The organism is Pantoea sp. nfd-35 (assembly GCF_056892255.1).
The window spans coordinates 1,674,495-1,692,146 of record NZ_CP122403.1; the positions used below are offsets into that span (position 1 = coordinate 1,674,495).

A 17,652-nucleotide genomic window follows, 5' to 3' on the forward strand; every position below is an offset into this window, starting at 1 on the left:
AGCACAACCGTACTGACCAAAGCTGCGTGGTGGCACCCGGCAGTTCATATTTTTTTTCAATTTAATTAAACCTTCTTAAGGCTTTTGCCGTAAAACGTCCGGCTGTTCCCGTCTGTTTTATTTGTGCAACTAAGGATGAAGTGTTGAAAAGGCGTCTGTTAATTACCGTAACTGTTTTTTGGGCTTCGCTGGCACAGGCCGACGATATGCCGTTTCCCGTGACGCCGCCGGCGATCGATGCCGCATCATGGGTGCTAATGGATGCCACCACGGGGCAGGTGCTTACGGCGGGCAATCCTGACGAACGCCGCAATCCGGCCAGCCTGACCAAGTTAATGACGGGCTATGTCGTTGACCGCGCCATCGATCAAAAGAAAATTACGCGCGACGATATGGTCACCGTGGGGAAAGACGCCTGGGCCGCAGGCAATCCGGTCTTTAAAGGTTCATCGCTCATGTTCCTGAAACCGGGCGATAAGCTGAGCGTGCGCGACTTAAGCCGCGGTGTCATTATCGATTCGGGTAACGATGCCTGCGTGGCGCTGGCCGATTATGTCGCGGGCAGCCAGGACAACTTTGTGAAGTTGATGAATCATTACGTGGAGAAACTGGGCCTGACCAATACCCATTTCGAAACCGTCCACGGTCTGGATGCGCCAGGACAGTTCTCCAGTGCGCTGGACATGGCAAAGCTGTCTCGCGCCATCATCGACGGCGAGCCGGATTTCTATGCCATGTACCGTGAGAAAACCCTGACCTGGAATGGCATCACTCAGAACAACCGTAATGGTCTGCTGTGGGATAACAGTCTTCACGTGGATGGTCTGAAAACAGGTCATACCGAAACCGCAGGATTTAATATCATCGCCTCAAATGTGGTCGGTCAGCATCGCCTGATTGCCGTGGTGATGGGCGGTAAAAGCGCGAAAGGGCGCGAAGAGCAGGCGCGTAAACTGCTGGTCTGGGGCCAGAATACGTTCGACACGGTCCAACTGTTCCATGCGGGCAAGAAGATCGGCAGCGAACACGTGTGGTACGGCAATCCGCATCAGGTTGAGGTGGGCACGGCAAATGATGTTTACCTGTCGCTCCCGCGCAGTGAAATTCCGAACGTGAAAGCCAAATACGTGATTAACCGTAGCGATCTGGAAGCACCGCTGAAAGCCAATGAGAACATTGGTGAGATTCAGGTCATGGATAAAGACAAGCAGATTGCCAGTTATCCGCTGGTGGCGCTCAGTGCCGTTAACGAAGCCGGCATGTTTAGCCGCCTCTCCGACTATCTGAAACGTAAGTTTTAATCTCAGGCCACGCGCACCTGCCTGCCGGGCAGGTGCCGCGAGGGCTCGCATCGCAGGACCCTATTGCCACCTGAACGTTTTATTTTGCTGATTTACCGCCACAGGTTGGTGATAATGGCCCAATGTGTCACGTATTGACTAAAATATTGACGGCGCGCCAGGACTCACACGGTGCATCGCGTAGAATCACCTCTTTACCCGCGGACAGCTATCTTGCGCTCTGATAAGCCCATCTCTAATCTGGAATTCTGGTTATATCGCCATTACCGCAGCGTGCACGGCTTGCGCATCGCGGTGGCGTTTCTTTTTGCCTTTTTGTTTGTGCGGATGACCGGCATTCCCGAAGGCACCTGGCCGCTGATTACGCTGGTGGTGGTGATGGGGCCGATCTCCACGTGGGGCAATGTGTTTCCCCGCGCCATTCAGCGCATTGGCGGCACGATTGCCGGGTCAATTTCGGGATTGATTGCGCTCAAGCTGGAGATGATTTCGCTACCGGGCATGCTGGCCTGGTGCGCGCTGATCATGTTTATCAGCGGCTATCTGACCCTGGGAAAGCATCCCTATATGGCGCTGTTGATTGGCATCACGCTCTGCGTAGTGGTCGGCGCGCCAATGGGGGATTTCACCGTCGCCATGTGGCGTGGCGGCGATGTGATTTTAGGCTCGCTGCTGGCGCTGATATTTACCGCTGTCTGGGCACAGCGCGCCTACATTCACTGGCGTATCCAGCTTTCGGATACGCTGGGCGAGATGGCAAAAATCTATCATGCAGGGTTTTCCGCTAACCTGGTGGAAAAGCCGCGACTGAATAAGCCCTTTGGGAAGCTGCTCTCCAGCGTCATCAAAATGCGCGCGCTGCTGGAGCCGTCCAGCAAAGAAACGCGTATTCCTAAATCGGTATTTGAAGCGATTCAGACCATAAACCGTAATATGGTGTACACCATTGAGATGCAAATTAATGCCTGGTGGGCATCGCGGGAAAGCCATCTGATTATGCTGAATGCGCCGACGCTGCGCCGTACCCAGCAGATGACGGAAAACGCGCTACGAACGTTGTCGGAGATGGCGGTGAAAGGGGAAACCTATGACATCATCGCGGCCAACCATGAGTTAACGGAAATCGTCAATGAACTTAAGCAGTTGATCGCCAGCGGCAGTGACCGTCTGGAGGAGACGCCAATTTATGGCTATGTCTGGTTGAGTCTGGAGCTGGCGAAGCAACTGGAGCGCATGACGGACTTACTGCGTCTGGCGCTGCGTAAATAATCACCTCAGACAATGACTTAATGCGGAACCCGGTTTTTTTGCGCTAAGATAAGAGCCAGTCCGAATTTAGCTGTGAGAATTGCCCTTAAGGCTGGCTAGCCGCTAAGCTGATCGTTTTGACTCTCTCCCTGCTTTAGCAGGCTTAAAGAAAGGTGCCATCATGGAAAATGCCAAGCAATCATTTCAGGACGTACTTGAGTTTGTCCGTACGTTTCGCCGCAAGAACAAACTGCAGCGTGAAATTGTCGATAATGAGAAGAAAATTCGTGACAACCAAAAGCGTGTTCTGCTGCTGGACAACCTGAGCGAATACATTAAACCCGGCATGAGCGTGGAAGCGATACAGGAAATCATCGCCAGCATGCGTGCGGACTATGAAGATCGCGTGGATGAATACATCATCAAAAACGCCGACCTCTCGAAAGAGCGCCGTGAGCTGTCTAAAAAGCTCAAGACCATGGGCGTGGGTGAAACCAAAGCGCCGTAAGGGCGCGCGAATAACGGAAACCCTTCGCTGCTGATAACCGGCCCGCGCAACCTTCAGGTTGGGCGGGCTTTTTTTATGGCTGGTAGACGTCGCTGAAGACTTAGCGGGTCAGCCTACGTGCAATCTGCTGGAGTTGACGCGCCAGATCCGATAAGTCCAGGTTTTGGCTGGCGGGCGCTGCGGTGGTTTCTCTGATCACCAGCATCGGCTCCAGGGTACGTGACGCCACCGCTTCACCCCGCAGTTCGGCCAGCACCTGATCCACGCTGTGGGTGCCGAGCTGCTGAAGATCCTGGCGAATGGTGGTCAGTGGCGGCTGGTACCAGGCGCTTTCTGCCGTGTCATCGTAGCCGACAAGAGAAATATCGCCCGGAATCGCCACGCCGTGCTGATGTAGCGCCCGCATCGCGCCCAGCGCCATCTCATCATTCGCCACTAAAAGCGCCTGGGGCAGGGCATTCGGGAGTTGCGCCAGCATCGCCTGATAGCCGGATTTGGCGCTCCAGTCGCCGCGCAGGACGCAGCAGGGAGATAACTGATGCTCTGCCAGCGCCTGACGCCAGACCGCTTCGCGCTGACGAGCCGATACTGAGCGCACCGGGCCATTCAGCAGGCCAATTTGCCGGTGCCCGAGCGCAATCAGATGTGCAACGGCGGCACGCGCCCCTTGTTCGTTTGAATACTGGCAATGAGATACGAGAGCATGGGGATCGGCATCCAGAAACAGTACCGGCTTTTTACCGCACATCACGCGGATTTTTTCCGCCTCGGCCGCCTCTAACGGCATATTGATCAGCACCGCATCCACGCGCTGGGCCATCAGTTCATTCACTGTCGCTTCCGCATTATCCTCACTGTCCATCGCGATCACCAGGTGATAACCGGCGCTGGCGGCGCGCTGCTGAATGGCCGAAGCAATCTGCGCCGGGGCCATCAGGGCCAGGTTACTGGTTGCAAGGCCTAAGGTTCGGGTCGCTTTTCCCGCCAGCTGCTGTGCGACCCGATTGGGCACATAGTTAAGCTGCTGCATCGCCGCTTCAACTTTTTCACGGGTGCGGGGGGAAACCTGCTCAGAGCGGTTAAGCACGCGAGAAACCGTTTGATAGGAAACGCCAGCCAGTTGGGCAACATCATCAAGGGTCACAGAGCGGGACGTCATTATTCCTCCAAAAGATGAGGCAGCGAGTGTAACAAAATTCCGTTACTCGCGCGTCCTGCGACGGCGCGGCTGCTTTCCCATCACATCCGTGTTTAACGGTTCTGTTGATAGATTTGCAGGTTAACATTTACCGCATTCAACAGTGGCACAGTCATACCATGACGACTGGCTCGTAGCAGCAGGTCGCCAATGATCGTATCGGCTTCAATAGCAAAACCCTGGGTCAAATCACGATACATGGAGGAGGTCATCGGCGTCGACGGATCGTTCAGCAATTCATAAATTTTTGCGGTAACGGCAGGGCGGGGCTGATAGCCCTCCGCGCAGATAACCTGAAGCACCTCGCTGTAAATGCCCTGAAGCAGCATCTCGCCACCGGCCTGGGCCAGTATCTGTTGCGTGTTCCCCCGCGCCAGACAACACACCGCGCCGAGCGTGCTTAACAGCAGCCATTTTTCCCATAACTCACCGATAATATTGTCGGAAAAAAACGTTTCCACGGCACTACCACGTAGCGCGGCATCGACCTGCTGCAGTCGGTCATCGTTGTTGCCATCCAGTGCGCCGTAATAGATCTGGTGTAAGGGCGTCAACTGCACCACATGGCCTTTATCGTTCAACGTGGCGTTGATTTTGCACAAGCCACCGATCACCCGATCGGCACCGAAGTGGGTGAGCAAGGTGTCAATATGTCGCATGCCATTCAGAATCGGCATGATCAGGGTTTGTGGCCCAACAGCCGGCTGGATGTCGTGAATCGCCTGCGCCAGGCCGGTACTTTTAACCGTTAAGATGATTAAGTCGTAATGCGCGTCAAGCCTGGCGGCGGTGACCAACTGGGGTTCAAGCGTTTCCTGCCCTGAGCGGGTTTGCAACACCAGGCCGGTTTGTTGTAACTGATTAAAACGGCCTTCACGGACCAGGAAGGTCACATTCTGCCCGGCCTGTATCAGCCGTGCGCCAAAATAGCCGCCGGTTGCCCCCGCACCTACAATCAAAATACGCATCCCTTCTTCCTCCATTGAACGCATCTGCCCAGATGCAGGGCAGTGATTTACGTTATGCGTTAAAACCCAATCTGCCCGCAAGCATTATTACAATCTGCACCCACACAGAATAGTGCACTGACCGCAGTCAGGTCAGCGCAAGCTATGTCAAAATTCTTGAATGTAGCGCTTAAGGATATTCACTATCCGTCACGGCGCGGCTGGCGTAACCTTATTTCATTGAGGTTTATCACGCGAAAGCATTGTTCTTTCGTCAGGAGACGTAACAGATGAAAAAGATTGGTTTTCTCTCATTCGGCCACTGGACGCCATCATCGCAGTCCGCCACGCGTTCTGCTCAGGACGTGTTGCTGCAGTCTATAGATTTAGCGGTAGCGGCAGAAGAACTCGGGGCCGATGGTGCCTATTTCCGTGTGCATCACTTCGCCCGCCAACTTAGCTCGCCGTTTCCACTGCTGGCAGCGGTCGGCGCTCGCACCAAAAAAATTGAAATAGGTACTGGCGTTATCGATATGCGCTATGAAAATCCGCTCTATATGGTGGAGGATGCCAGCGCTGCCGATCTGATTTCCAACGGTCGCCTGCAGTTGGGCCTGAGCCGCGGCTCGCCAGAGCAGGTGATTGAGGGCTGGCGGTACTTTGGTTATGCGCCGCAGGAAGGCGAGACGGATGCGGACATGGGCCGTCGCCACACAGAAGTTTTCCTGGATGCGCTGCGTGGCGAAGGTTTTGCCAAACCGAATCCACAGCCGATGTTCCCGAATCCACCGGGCCTGCTGCGTCTTGAGCCGCTGTCTGAAGGCCTGCGCGATCGCATCTGGTGGGGTTCGGGCTCCAACGCCACGTCAGTATGGGCGGCGAAGATGGGCATGAACCTGCAAAGCTCGACGCTCAAAGATGATGAAACCGGCGAGCCGTTCCACATCCAGCAGGCAAAACAGATCCGCGCCTACCGTGAAGCATGGAAAGCGGCGGGGCACTCGCGTAAGCCACGGGTTTCCGTCAGTCGCAGTATTTTTGCGCTGGTGAACGATATGGATCGGGCTTACTTTGGCCGCAGTGGACAGGATCAGGATTCAGTCGGTTTTCTGGATGAGAAAACCCGCGCCATCTTTGGTCGCAGCTATGCCGCCGAGCCGGAAAAACTGATCAAACTGTTGGCAGAGGATGAGGCGATTGCTGAAGCGGATACACTGCTGCTCACTGTACCGAATCAGTTGGGCGTGGACTACAACGCACACGTCATTGAATCGATTCTGAAGTACGTGGCGCCGGAGCTGGGCTGGCGTTAAGCCTGCTTGATCTTGCCAGATTAATAACCCCACACAGTCCTCGCTGCGTGGGGTTTTTACTAAAATAATAATGCCTCTTCTACTGTAATATTTCTCACATTCCCCGCCGATAATATTGCTGGCCAGTGCAGCGAGATGTTTAGCGTTATTAACCTCTGAAACTATCAGCCGCTGAAAACATCAGCTTTCAGATTTATCTCAATAATACATTGTTAGTTGTAAATGAATTGACATGAAGTTGTGTTAATTTTATTAATGTATAAAGGCCTTCAAGGTTAACTGTATTCTGGTTACCTGACATATTCATATTTACTGAGAAAACTCTCAGGCGTTACTATTTCTGTTAGCACGATGCAACAGCATTGATATGCTGCTGCCTGTTTCTTAATTCAAATGGCTCTAAATTCTGTCTGAACCTGCCGAATATAACGGATTGCAACACCCGTTTCATCATTATCACAGCGTAATCGGAAAAAATTAATGGCGATTGATATTTATTTGAAAGTTGAAGGGACTGCTGGAGAATCACAGGACAGCAATCATAAAGGATGGACCGACGTGCTCTCATTTAACTGGGGGGCTTCGCAACCCGGTAATATGGCGGTAGGTGGCGGTGGCGGCTCAGGAAAAGTGAATTTCAACGATCTGCGTGTTAAAGCGTTAATCGACAAATCCACTGCTGCCATTCTTAAATACTGCTCCAGCGGAAAGCATGTTTCAAAGGTAGAACTGTCGGTTTGCAAAGCCGGTGGCAACCAAATTGAGTACACGAAGATTGTGCTGGAAGATGTACTGGTTACGGCAACGGATTTTAACGGAGTAGGGCAAGGTGACACCATTGTGGTGGACTACGCCTTTCAGGCATCCAAAGTGTCTACCAGCTACTGGGAACAAAGTGCCAGCGGTACCAAAGGGGCGGAAAGCAAAGCCGGTTGGGATATTAAACAAAATAAAGAGAGCTGAGTTAATCCGCCCTTAAAATAAAGGTGAAAAATGGCTATTGATATCTTTTTGAAAATAGATGGAATTGAAGGTGAGTCGCAAAATGCAAACCATAAAAAATGGATAGATGTTCTGTCATTTAACTGGGGCGCGCAGCAACCAGGTAATATGTCCGTTGGCGGTGGTGGCGGTGCGGGAAAAGTGAATTATCGCGATTTAAGCGTTGAGGCATTGATCGATAAGGCCACACCGGCGTTAGTGAAATATTGTGCCAGTGGTAAACATCTGCCAAAAATTCAGCTGTCTGTTTGCAAGGCAGGCGGGCAGGAAGTGGAATATACTCGCATCACGCTTGAAGATGTGCTGGTTACGCAGACTGACTTTACCGGCATTGGTCACGCGTCCACGCTGGGTATGCAGTATTCCTTTCAAGCCAGCAAGGTTGCGCTGGAATACTGGGAACAGGCTTCTCAGGGAACGAAAGCCGCTTCTGTGCAGATGGGTTGGGATATCAAGCAAAATAAAGAAAGCTAATCAAAGGAACTGTTACATCTTAAAAAGAGGTTATTATGGCATTTCCAGGCATACATGTGATTGAGGGACTCACGACGAATCCCAGTTTAAATTCTGATACTTCAGGCAGCTTTTTACCCTCTGAAATTCTCAAAGAATCATTGATTCTGATGAGTTCGCTTGAGCCGATGGAAATTGCCAGTCTTTCTAAAAGGGAAACCAGTGTTATTGCCAGTGCGTTGAACGATTATAAAAATAACAGTAACAGTCGTTTTAAAAATCCTCCCACAGAGCAGGCTACAGGGCGGCGGCCGAATGGTGAGATAAAGCATATTAACAATCGCATACTCGGCATTCCTGTACAGCATTATAATACCACTTCAATGGGAGCCGTTGCGTTAAGTTCAGCCACCTTATTGGCAATCTTTTGGACCTCAACTGCAGGTTTGTTTAGCATCGTTGGACGAAGTATCGTCCCTGCTGTGGCAAGTCTTGGGGGAATTGGTTTATCGTACCATTCAAATAACCGCACCCTGTCAATTAATCAATTAGCTGCGCATTTGAAAAATCTGGCAGACAATTTTAACAGCGCGCATGATGCGCTCGTTGCTTTTTCTCAGAAGGCAAAGTTGAAAAAACATAATTTTAAACCCTCCAAAGACACAGAGCCGACTTTTGCAGGGGAGGTCATATCTAAAAACCCTATTCCAGCAGCACACCGTGAAAGAATGTCGTATATTTTAAATCAATTTACTTTTACAGAGTATCAGCGCGTCGAGCTCATTGGTGATAGTGCGAATTTTGTGAAGCTGTTTTTTAATCAGAATGAGCAATTGACTTTAACAAAGATTGAATATGGCTACCTGACTGCGATGGACATTCCCTAATTCCGCGCCCGTCAATCTAAACCTCCAGATGGTGCATTTTAACGCTTCGGCAACCCGGATGAATGATCCTTGATAAAAGGGGCATAAGTCAAATTGTGCGAGCCGGGTTCCAGCACCTGGCTTGTTATCATCTACTTTAGGCGCTATGTTTTATCTGCTTTGTAAAAGCAGATAACGGTACGCTAAAAACGCTACTGGCCAGACAGCCAGCATAAATTTTTAACAGATATGCTTTTAATTTTTTACAGCCATGGCTGGCGCATTGTGTAAATACACCATCATCAAATAAGGGAGATTATTCAATGTCTGTTACCACGCTTAATCTTGTTCAGAAACCGTCTTCCGCGATTTCAAAAACTCAGCGCCGGTACAAAGTCGGCTACGTACCTAATTTTGGCGACACCAGCACGCCTGCGCTGAATATCAGCGGCAAATGGTTGCGTGAAGCCGGATTTGATACCGGCACGCGGGTCTCGGCAGAAATTAGCGAAGGATGCATTGTGCTGCGGGTCGATAAGTCATAAAACGGAAAGGTGTGATTGATTGCTCACTTCTCAAAGTCAGCGTTGCGGGTTGCCCCTTGAATTCAGGTCAGGTGAGCATAAAACCGCCTGGCCTACTTTATTGGCAGAACAAACAGATAACGCGGTTTCCTTCACCGCGTGAATTCAGTTGCCAATAAGGAAATGCCATCCGTTTAACCTCCTCAGGGTGCGACCCGGCAGGGCCGCAAACCGCCGTCGTTAACACTGCAAATACACAACATGCGTTTGCAGATATTCCTCGAGCCCATGACGACCATCAGCACCGCCGATGCCAGATTTGCGCCAGCCGGCATGGAATCCCTGCATGGCTTCAAAATTCTCGCGGTTAACGTAGGTTTCACCAAACTTCAGCTGACGCAGGGCGGTCATTGTGGTGGTCAGGTTCTGAGTGTAGATTGAGGAAGTCAGGCCGTACTCACAGTCATTGGCCAGTGCGATAGCTTCTTCGAGCGTTTTAAAGGTCATTACAGGAAGCACCGGGCCAAAAATTTCCTCACGCATAATCTCCATCTCTTGGCGTACGCCGGTAATAATCGTGGGCTCGAAGTAAAAGCCCTCGCGACCCGCCCGTTTACCGCCCAACACAACCCTGCCGCCTTCTTCTACTGCCCTGGCAACTTTTTGCTCAACCCGCGCCAGCGCGGCGGCGGTGATCAATGGCCCCATATCGATATCGTTTTTTTCAGCCGGATTGCCAAACGTCACGTGTTGCATCGCCTCTGTCAGTGCGCTGATAAAGCGGTCATAAATCCCTTCCTGTACATAAACCCGCTCTGCGCAGTTGCAGACCTGGCCTGTATTAATGACGCGAGAGCTGACAATGGCCTTTACTGCCAGATCGAGGTCGGCATCATCCATTACAATGGCCGGCGCTTTACCCCCCAGCTCCAGAGAGACTTTGGTAACGTTTTTTGCTGCCGCTTCCATGGCGGCAATCCCGGCATTAACGCTGCCCGTCAGGCTTACCAACCCCACTTTTTCGTTGCCAGCCAGCTCCTGACCGATCTCAGGGCCGTAGCCGTAAACAACATTGAACACACCTTTTGGCAGGCCGATATCCGCAACGATCTGTGCAAACAGGGCCGCGTTATTGGGCGTCAACTCACTCGGTTTTATCGCAATCGTATTGCCGGTAATCAGTGCCGGCGCCGCTTTACGCGCAATCAAAAAAAACGGGAAGTTCCACGGTAAGATGCCGGTAGTAACGCCAATCGCTTTTTTAAAGACGAAAATATTTTCATTAGGACGATCGCTGTTCACAATCTCACCTTCGTAGCGTCGCGCCCATTCGGACATGTAGTCCAGGTAATCAGCAGTAAAAAGCACTTCGGTTTTTGCCAGCCCCTGGGTTTTACCGCCTTCTGCCACGATAGTGGCGCTGAGTTCGGGTTCACGCTGACGAATGGCTGTGGCAATTTTACGCAGCCAGCTGCCGCGCTCCACGGCCGGTAAGGCTTCCCAGCCCGGCTGCGCGGCATCGGCAGCGGCGATAGCGTCTGCGGCGTCCTGACGCGTGCCTTGAGGAATGCGTGACAGTAGCGCTTCGGTAGCAGGATTAATCACTTCAATCCACTTATCGCTGTGATTAGGCACAAAAACACCATTAATGAAATGTTGATGATGTGTTGTCATATGCAGGGCTCCGCTTTTAACTCGTTAACGTTATGTGAAAACAGAGTGAAACAGATTACGACGATACACCTTTTTATCTTTGCCAAAGCCGCACTGCAGATGGCAGGGAAGGGAAGAAAGACACGACGAAGCCAGCATTTCCACAGCGTGTTTTGTTATCTGAGCGGTCAGCGTCTTATGAGAAGGGGCGACGGGCTGAAACCCTGTATTCGCCAGCAAATGCCGGAACGCCTGGGATGGCGATAAGCTCGTGCCTGCCCGCGCAGTCAATGACGAAGCGGTAGGCTTTTGACGGTAGGCATCCCCGGCCGATTGTCCTTTCGGTTTGCCCTGCCACGCAAACGTCTCATTGCGTGACTGCAGTTAATAACATGCGCAGCGACTACTGCGCTGAATCGTAGAGTGCTTATCCAACATCATGCGATCTCCCGCTGATCACAGTATCCCCACTAGCCTTGAGTCATATCACAAACCTTTTCTGCCGACCGTTTTCCCTCTTCGTCCGCCAAACCATCTTTGCAGCGAACCCGCAGCTCAACTTTATGTCATTGCCACGTTAATAAGCGTGCTGGCAGTAAGATTAAAACTGTGCCGATCAACACAACAAACAACAAAAATATCTCGAATAATAAGCGGTTTAGGTAAAACGTCCGGTTACTGTCCTTAAATGTGAATTTGTGATCTTTATGTTGAAAATTCACCGGATTTTGCCAGCGGCCTGTGTTTTCCGGCAGCCATTCAAAGGCTGAGTGAAAGCAGCTCCCTCTAGACTGCTGCTTATCAGGAAACGTCGGTTTCCTGTTTGGCCTCAACCTTGCGAAGGAATAACAATGAACAGTGCCATTATTGCCGGTATTTTCTGGCATCTGGTGGGTGCCGCCAGTGCCGCATGTTTTTATGCGCCGTTTAAACAGGTCAAAAAATGGTCATGGGAAACCATGTGGGCAGTAGGTGGCTTGATGTCGTGGCTGATTTTGCCATGGGCAGTCAGTGCCGTACTGCTGCCGAATTTCTGGGCGTACTACAGTAGTTTCAGTCTGTCACAGCTGCTACCTGTGTTTTTGTTTGGTGCAATGTGGGGCATCGGCAATATTAACTACGGCCTGACCATGCGCTATCTCGGCATGTCGTTAGGCATCGGTATTGCTATCGGCATTACGTTAGTCGTCGGGACACTCATGACGCCGTTGCTGCAGGGCCGTTTTGTCGCGCTCTTTAGCTCGGCTGGTGGCCGTATGACGCTGCTTGGCGTTCTGGTCGCGCTGATTGGCGTGGCAATTGTATCGCGAGCCGGTTTGCTGAAAGAGCGCGCGCTGGGCATTAACGCCGAAGAATTCAATCTGAAGAAAGGGCTGATACTGGCGGTTATCTGCGGTATTTTCTCGGCCGGCATGTCCTTCGCTATGGATGCCGCAAAGCCGATGCATGTTGCGGCAGCTAATCTGGGTATTAATCCGCTGTACGTGGCGCTACCCAGCTATGTGGTGATTATGGGCGGTGGTGCGCTGATTAACCTGGCGTACTGCTTTATCCGCCTGGCGGTTAAGCCGGAGCTCTCCCTCCGCCGGGACTTCTCCGTGGCAAAACCGCTGTTAATTGCCAATATCGCTTTCGCTATTCTTGGCGGCACCATGTGGTATCTGCAGTTCTTTTTCTATGCATGGGGCCATGCCAAAATTCCACCGCAATATGACTTTGTCAGTTGGATGCTGCACATGAGTCTGTATGTGCTGTGTGGTGGTCTGGTCGGACTGATGCTGAAAGAGTGGAAATCTGTCGGGCGTCGTCCGGTTAGCGTCCTGTCGATTGGCTGCATAGTCATTATCATCGCTGCCAATATTGTCGGGCTTGGCATGGCTGCCTGACTCCGCAGAGATAAAAGCCTGATGCGTTAACGCGTATCAGGCTTTTGCGTTATCAGTTAGCGTGGCGCATTGCGGTACAAAACGTTGCCGCCAGGCACTGGGCGTCATGCCGGTTTCACGCGTAAACACCACCGAAAAATAGTTACTGTCATCAAAGCCGCAGCGTGAAGCAATCTCGCTGATTAAACTTTCCTGGGTGCGCAGTAAGTATTTTGCCTGACAGAGTTGAAGCTGACGCAAATAGTGGCCAATTGTCATGCCGGTTTGCTGGCGAAACAGCTGTTTAAGCGCTCGCTCGCTGAGTTGGTGCTGCTCGCAAAAGTGGGCGAGGTCAAACGGACGGCTGATATCGGCCAGCAGCGACGACATCAGCAGATCAAGCTGTTCGCCTTCCGGTAGCGCCCAGGAACGATCGGCCGCGTAACCGTGGTGGCGCAGAATCAGCGCCAGCTGTAAAAACAAGGCTTCAGAAAGCTGAATGGACAAGGGATCGTTTTTGCGGCTTTCCCGCTCCAGTTGGCTGATGACGCCACGCGCCAGCGCCATACCGTGGGTGGTTAATCGCCAACCGGACTGAGCATTCTCTTCCTGAGGCGGTATAAGCTGGCTCCAGTCAAGATCGAGCCGAAAGCGATCGCGGCAATAAAGAATGTTGTCGAGCGCCAGGTCATGGACGCTGTCATAGCTATGGCAGTCGCTGTCGCGAATATAAAACACATCGCCGCAGGTAATCAGCCAGGGGCGATCGTTGAGGATGTGCAGCCCGTTGCCGCGCCAGACAATTACAATCTCGCTAAACCTGTGTTGATGAGGCGGGAAAGAGGGTTGTGGCATACGTTCGGCCACTGCAATGGGCAGGTTTCTGGCAGGAAAGTAGTCCTCGCGCGACAGAATTAGCGACATATTAAAAGCTCCAGTTACCACATCTGTTGACGCTCCATGCGGGGCGCGTAGCCAAATTCACGCCGGAACAGCGTGGAGAAGTGGTTGCTGTCACCAAACCCACACTGATAGGCGATGTCCGTTATACGCATATCGCTGTGGCGAAGCAGATGACGCGCCTGCAATAACCGCAGCCGATTCAAATAACGCTGTGGCGTACTGCCTGTCTGCTGCTTCATCTGGCGGTGCAGCGTACGCAGCGACAGTGAAAAGCTGTCGGCCAGCGCCTCCCATGCGATGTCTTCACTGTAATGCTCATTCAGCCAGTCAAGCAATCGGTGCAGTCTGGCTTCCTGGTCCTGCGCGTTGTCATTGCGAGCGGCCTCACGTAGCAACACCAGCATTTGCAGAAAGAGTTGCTCCTGATGTGCCTGACGTTCGAGTGACCACAGAGGTTGCTGCTTCATCTGTGTCACCAACTGCAAAGCGTGCCCCATCACTTTTTGATTAATGCGCCAGTGCGACGCGTACCGGCCGTCCTCTTCACGCGGCAATAGTGCCTGCAGCCCGGAAAGAAAGCGGAACGCCCCCGGGCTTCGGTACAGCACATTGGTCAGGCAAAGGTTGTCGGTTTTTTCATACAGATGGCGATCGTGGTCGCGTACAAAGCACACGCAACCGGCACTCAACGCCTGCGGCTGACCATTAAACACATGAATACCTGATCCCTGTTCAACCAGCACAATTTCATGGAAATCATGATGATGCTCTGGAAAAGCCTGCTGTGGCACGCGTGGCTCGATGGCAATGGCGTAATTTCCGGCGGGAAAGAAATCCGCGCTATGCAGAACGGTCATGGCTTGCTCTCCGTTAACAATGTTGCAACTGAGTCTACGCAGGCGCTGCGGACATCACCTTGAATTTTGAACGGGGCGGCGCAAGAAAATGGCGAATTATTTAAGATCGCCTAAGTGATTGATAGAAATGCGGCAAAGCTCACAACTCTATCGTCACGCGGTTCTGTGAGCTGTCTCACGAACACCTTTGCAAACCTGCCAGCGAAGATCCTCTGCTGGCACTGCGCCTAAGGTGGCAGGCCTGCAGGCTTTTTATTCTGTAGCCATGTCATTTCAGGAAAACATGCCATGAATATGCGTAACATCGTTGCCATTGATTTAGGCGCATCCAGCGGGCGCGTGATGCTTGCGCAGTGGACGTCGGACAACCAGAAAATCGCTCTGCGTGAAGTCCGTCGTTTCGCGAATCAGCGGGTTCAGCGCGGCGGCTATGACTGCTGGGATCTGGATCGTCTGGAGCAGGACATTCGCGCCGGACTGCAGCAACTGGATGATGAAGGCATCGTGCCGGACAGCATGGGTATTGATACCTGGGGCGTTGATTTGGTACTGCTGGATGCAGACGGACATCGCGTTGGCGAAGCCGTGAGCTACCGTGACAAACGCACCGAGGGCCTGATGGCCCAGGCGATTGACGATCTCGGCCAGCAGGCGATATACCAGCGCACCGGCATTCAGTTTCTGCCATTTAACACCTTATATCAGCTGCGCGCGCTGCATCTGCAGCAGCCGGACTGGCAGTCGCAGGTGAAACATGCGCTGATGATTCCGGACTATCTACACTATCGTCTCACCGGCGAAATGAACTGGGAATACACCAACGCCACCACCACGCAGTTACTGAATATTCAAAGTGGTGAGTGGGATCGTGACTTGCTGGGCTGGGCTGGCGTCGACTCCGCCTGGTTCGGCACACCGCATGCACCGGGCAATAACGTGGGTTATTGGGCCAGCGCCAGCGGCAAGCGGATCCCGGTGATTGCCGTAGCCACGCACGATACGGCCAGCGCGGTGCTGGCCACGCCACTGATGCACGACGATGCAGCCTATCTCAGTTCAGGTACCTGGTCGTTAATGGGGATTGAAAGTCTCCAACCCTATGTGAATGCGACTGCTTTAAAGGCCAACATAACCAATGAAGGCGGCGCGGAAGGTTACCGGGTGCTGAAAAACATTATGGGGCTGTGGCTTTTACAGCGCGTCTGTAGCGAACTGAACATCCGCGACTTGCCCCTGCTTATTGCGGATGCCGCAAAACAGCCAGCCTGTCGCTCGCTCATAGATCCTAACCACCCTCGCTTTATTAACCCAGACAACATGGTGCAGGCAATCCAACATGCCTGTGCTGAACAGGCGATGCCGATACCGCACACTGCGGCCGCACTGGCACGCACCCTCTTTGACAGTCTGGCGCTCTTATATCGTCAGACAATCCTGGAACTCGGCCAGCTACGCGGCACACCGCTACGGCAGCTGCATATCGTGGGCGGCGGCAGCCAGAATCCTTTACTCAACCAGCTGTGTGCCGATGCCTGTCAACTGCCGGTGATTGCCGGTCCGGTAGAAGCCTCCACGCTGGGAAATGTGGGTTGCCAGCTCATCGCGCTAGGTGAACTGCGTGACGTCGCGGATTTGCGCCGCTGCATCAGCCGTAATTTCCCGTCAGACATCTTTGAACCGCTCGACAACAGCGCGTTTGCGGCCCATCAGGCGCGCTTCACCGCGCTGCTCCAACCTGCTAAGGAACTTGCATATGACAAAGCTGATTGAACAGGCCTTTGACCTGGCGAAACAACGTTATGCTGAGAATGGCGTTGATGTGGACCTTGTGATGGCGCAACTGGATGAGATCCCGGTCTCGATGCACTGTTGGCAGGGTGATGACGTGCGCGGTTTTGAAAATCCCAACGGGCAACTCACCGGCGGTATTCAGGCCACCGGCAACTATCCGGGACGGGCACGCAACGCCGACGAATTGCGCGCCGACATTGAAAAAGCCATATCGCTGATTCCGGGCGCCTTACGTCTGAATCTGCACGCGATCTATCTTGAAAGCAGCCAACCCGTTGAGCGCGATGCCATCGAGCCGAAACACTTCAGCAACTGGGTAGCGTGGGCAAAAAGCAACAGGCTGGGGCTGGATTTCAATCCAACCTGCTTTTCACATGCAAAGAGTGCCGATGGCTTTACGCTGTCGCACGCCGATTCAGGTATTCGCCAGTTTTGGATCGACCACTGTAAAGCCAGTCGCCATATTTCGGCTTACTTTGGTGAACAGCTCGGTACGCCTTCCGTGATGAACATTTGGGTGCCGGACGGCATGAAAGATCTCACCATCGACCGCTTTGCGCCGCGCCAGCGCCTTGCCAGCGCGCTTGACGCGATCATCAGTGAGCAACTCAACCCGCAACACCATATTGATGCTGTGGAAAGCAAACTATTCGGGATTGGTGCGGAAAGCTACACCGTGGGTTCCAACGAATTCTGCCTTGGCTACGCCAGCAGCCGGCAGATTGCGCTGACGCTGGACGCCGGGCATTTCCACCCGACTGAAGTCATCTCCGACAAAATCTCTACCGCGATGCTGTACGTGCCGCGCCTGCTGCTGCATGTGAGCCGTCCGGTACGTTGGGACAGCGATCATGTAGTGCTGCTCGATGATGAAACCCAGGCGATTGCCCATGAGATCGCCCGCCAGAAACTCTTCGATAAGGTGCATATCGGCCTCGACTTTTTTGATGCCTCAATCAACCGCATTGCCGCCTGGGTCATTGGTACGCGTAACGCCAAAAAAGCGTTGCTGCGGGCGCTGCTGGAGCCCAGCGATCGGCTGCGTAGGCTGGAGAGTGAAGGGGATTTCACCACACGGTTGGCCCTGCTGGAAGAGCAAAAGTCGCTGCCGTGGCAGGCGGTGTGGGAAGTATGGTGCCTGCGTCATGACGTTCCTGCCGATGCCAGCTGGCTGAGCGACGTCCGTCATTACGAACAACATACTTTGCGTCAACGCTAAGGGA

At 52.8% G+C, this 17,652-nt stretch carries 16 protein-coding genes; 11 read left to right on the forward strand and 5 right to left on the reverse strand.

What is annotated here, in order from left to right; translation table 11 throughout:
• Positions 1-143 precede the first annotated feature (143 nt).
• The 3 genes from dacD (at position 144) to tmaR (ending at position 3,057) form a co-directional block, all read left to right on the forward strand.
• Complete coding sequence (gene dacD / locus P9J57_RS07805; protein ID WP_014605477.1) at positions 144-1,301, forward strand: serine-type D-Ala-D-Ala carboxypeptidase DacD; 1,158 nt, start codon at positions 144-146, stop codon at positions 1,299-1,301.
• 213 nt (positions 1,302-1,514) lie between these two features.
• Positions 1,515-2,570, forward strand: coding sequence for an FUSC family protein (locus P9J57_RS07810; RefSeq protein WP_024471873.1), 1,056 nt, complete (start codon positions 1,515-1,517; stop codon positions 2,568-2,570).
• A 160-nt stretch (positions 2,571-2,730) separates the two neighbouring features.
• A complete protein-coding gene (gene tmaR, locus P9J57_RS07815) occupies positions 2,731-3,057 on the forward strand; it encodes a PTS system regulator TmaR (protein ID WP_013026330.1) in 327 nt (108 codons plus the stop codon).
• A gap of 100 nt (positions 3,058-3,157) precedes the next feature.
• Here the strand turns inward: tmaR and P9J57_RS07820 are convergent, their stop codons facing one another.
• The gene (locus tag P9J57_RS07820) at positions 3,158-4,216 is read right to left on the reverse strand and encodes a LacI family DNA-binding transcriptional regulator (protein ID WP_015699965.1); all 1,059 of its coding nucleotides are present in this window, start codon (positions 4,214-4,216) and stop codon (positions 3,158-3,160) included.
• A gap of 92 nt (positions 4,217-4,308) precedes the next feature.
• Positions 4,309-5,223: a ketopantoate reductase family protein gene (locus tag P9J57_RS07825; RefSeq protein ID WP_028715312.1), complete on the reverse strand. Its 915-nt coding sequence runs from the start codon at positions 5,221-5,223 to the stop codon at positions 4,309-4,311.
• A 269-nt stretch (positions 5,224-5,492) separates the two neighbouring features.
• On the opposite strand from P9J57_RS07825, the gene P9J57_RS07830 reads away from it, so the two are divergent.
• The 5 genes from P9J57_RS07830 to P9J57_RS07850 all read left to right on the forward strand — a co-directional run bounded on the left by P9J57_RS07830 (position 5,493) and on the right by P9J57_RS07850 (position 9,381).
• The gene (locus P9J57_RS07830) at positions 5,493-6,515 is read left to right on the forward strand and encodes an LLM class flavin-dependent oxidoreductase (RefSeq protein WP_014594042.1); all 1,023 of its coding nucleotides are present in this window, start codon (positions 5,493-5,495) and stop codon (positions 6,513-6,515) included.
• A gap of 480 nt (positions 6,516-6,995) precedes the next feature.
• Positions 6,996-7,478, forward strand: a complete 483-nt coding sequence (locus P9J57_RS07835) for an Hcp family type VI secretion system effector (RefSeq protein WP_015699968.1) — start codon at positions 6,996-6,998, stop codon at positions 7,476-7,478.
• Between the two features lie 30 nt (positions 7,479-7,508).
• Positions 7,509-7,991, forward strand: a complete 483-nt coding sequence (locus tag P9J57_RS07840; protein ID WP_013026325.1) for an Hcp family type VI secretion system effector — start codon at positions 7,509-7,511, stop codon at positions 7,989-7,991.
• A 35-nt stretch (positions 7,992-8,026) separates the two neighbouring features.
• On the forward strand, positions 8,027-8,857 hold the full coding sequence (locus tag P9J57_RS07845) for a hypothetical protein (RefSeq protein ID WP_013026324.1): 831 nt from the start codon (positions 8,027-8,029) through the stop codon (positions 8,855-8,857).
• A 302-nt stretch (positions 8,858-9,159) separates the two neighbouring features.
• Positions 9,160-9,381 carry a SymE family type I addiction module toxin gene (locus P9J57_RS07850; RefSeq protein WP_013026323.1) on the forward strand — a complete coding sequence of 74 codons (222 nt, stop codon included), beginning with the start codon at positions 9,160-9,162 and terminating at the stop codon, positions 9,379-9,381.
• A gap of 219 nt (positions 9,382-9,600) precedes the next feature.
• Here the strand turns inward: P9J57_RS07850 and aldA are convergent, their stop codons facing one another.
• Positions 9,601-11,034: an aldehyde dehydrogenase gene (aldA, locus tag P9J57_RS07855; protein ID WP_014605480.1), complete on the reverse strand. Its 1,434-nt coding sequence runs from the start codon at positions 11,032-11,034 to the stop codon at positions 9,601-9,603.
• An 830-nt stretch (positions 11,035-11,864) separates the two neighbouring features.
• Here aldA and rhaT point away from each other — a divergent pair.
• Positions 11,865-12,899: an L-rhamnose/proton symporter RhaT gene (gene rhaT / locus P9J57_RS07860; RefSeq protein WP_014594040.1), complete on the forward strand. Its 1,035-nt coding sequence runs from the start codon at positions 11,865-11,867 to the stop codon at positions 12,897-12,899.
• A gap of 36 nt (positions 12,900-12,935) precedes the next feature.
• Here rhaT and rhaR read toward each other — a convergent pair whose 3' ends face one another.
• Both rhaR and rhaS read right to left on the reverse strand, forming a co-directional pair.
• A complete protein-coding gene (gene rhaR / locus P9J57_RS07865) occupies positions 12,936-13,802 on the reverse strand; it encodes an HTH-type transcriptional activator RhaR (protein ID WP_483279449.1) in 867 nt (288 codons plus the stop codon).
• Between the two features lie 14 nt (positions 13,803-13,816).
• On the reverse strand, positions 13,817-14,638 hold the full coding sequence (gene rhaS, locus P9J57_RS07870) for an HTH-type transcriptional activator RhaS (protein WP_041457708.1): 822 nt from the start codon (positions 14,636-14,638) through the stop codon (positions 13,817-13,819).
• Positions 14,639-14,926: 288 nt separating this feature from the next.
• On the opposite strand from rhaS, the gene rhaB reads away from it, so the two are divergent.
• On the forward strand, positions 14,927-16,408 hold the full coding sequence (rhaB, locus tag P9J57_RS07875; protein WP_483279450.1) for a rhamnulokinase: 1,482 nt from the start codon (positions 14,927-14,929) through the stop codon (positions 16,406-16,408).
• Positions 16,392-17,648: an L-rhamnose isomerase gene (locus tag P9J57_RS07880; protein WP_483279451.1), complete on the forward strand. Its 1,257-nt coding sequence runs from the start codon at positions 16,392-16,394 to the stop codon at positions 17,646-17,648. The genes rhaB and P9J57_RS07880 overlap by 17 nt, the downstream gene beginning before the upstream one ends.
• The last annotated feature ends 4 nt before the right edge of the window (positions 17,649-17,652 follow it).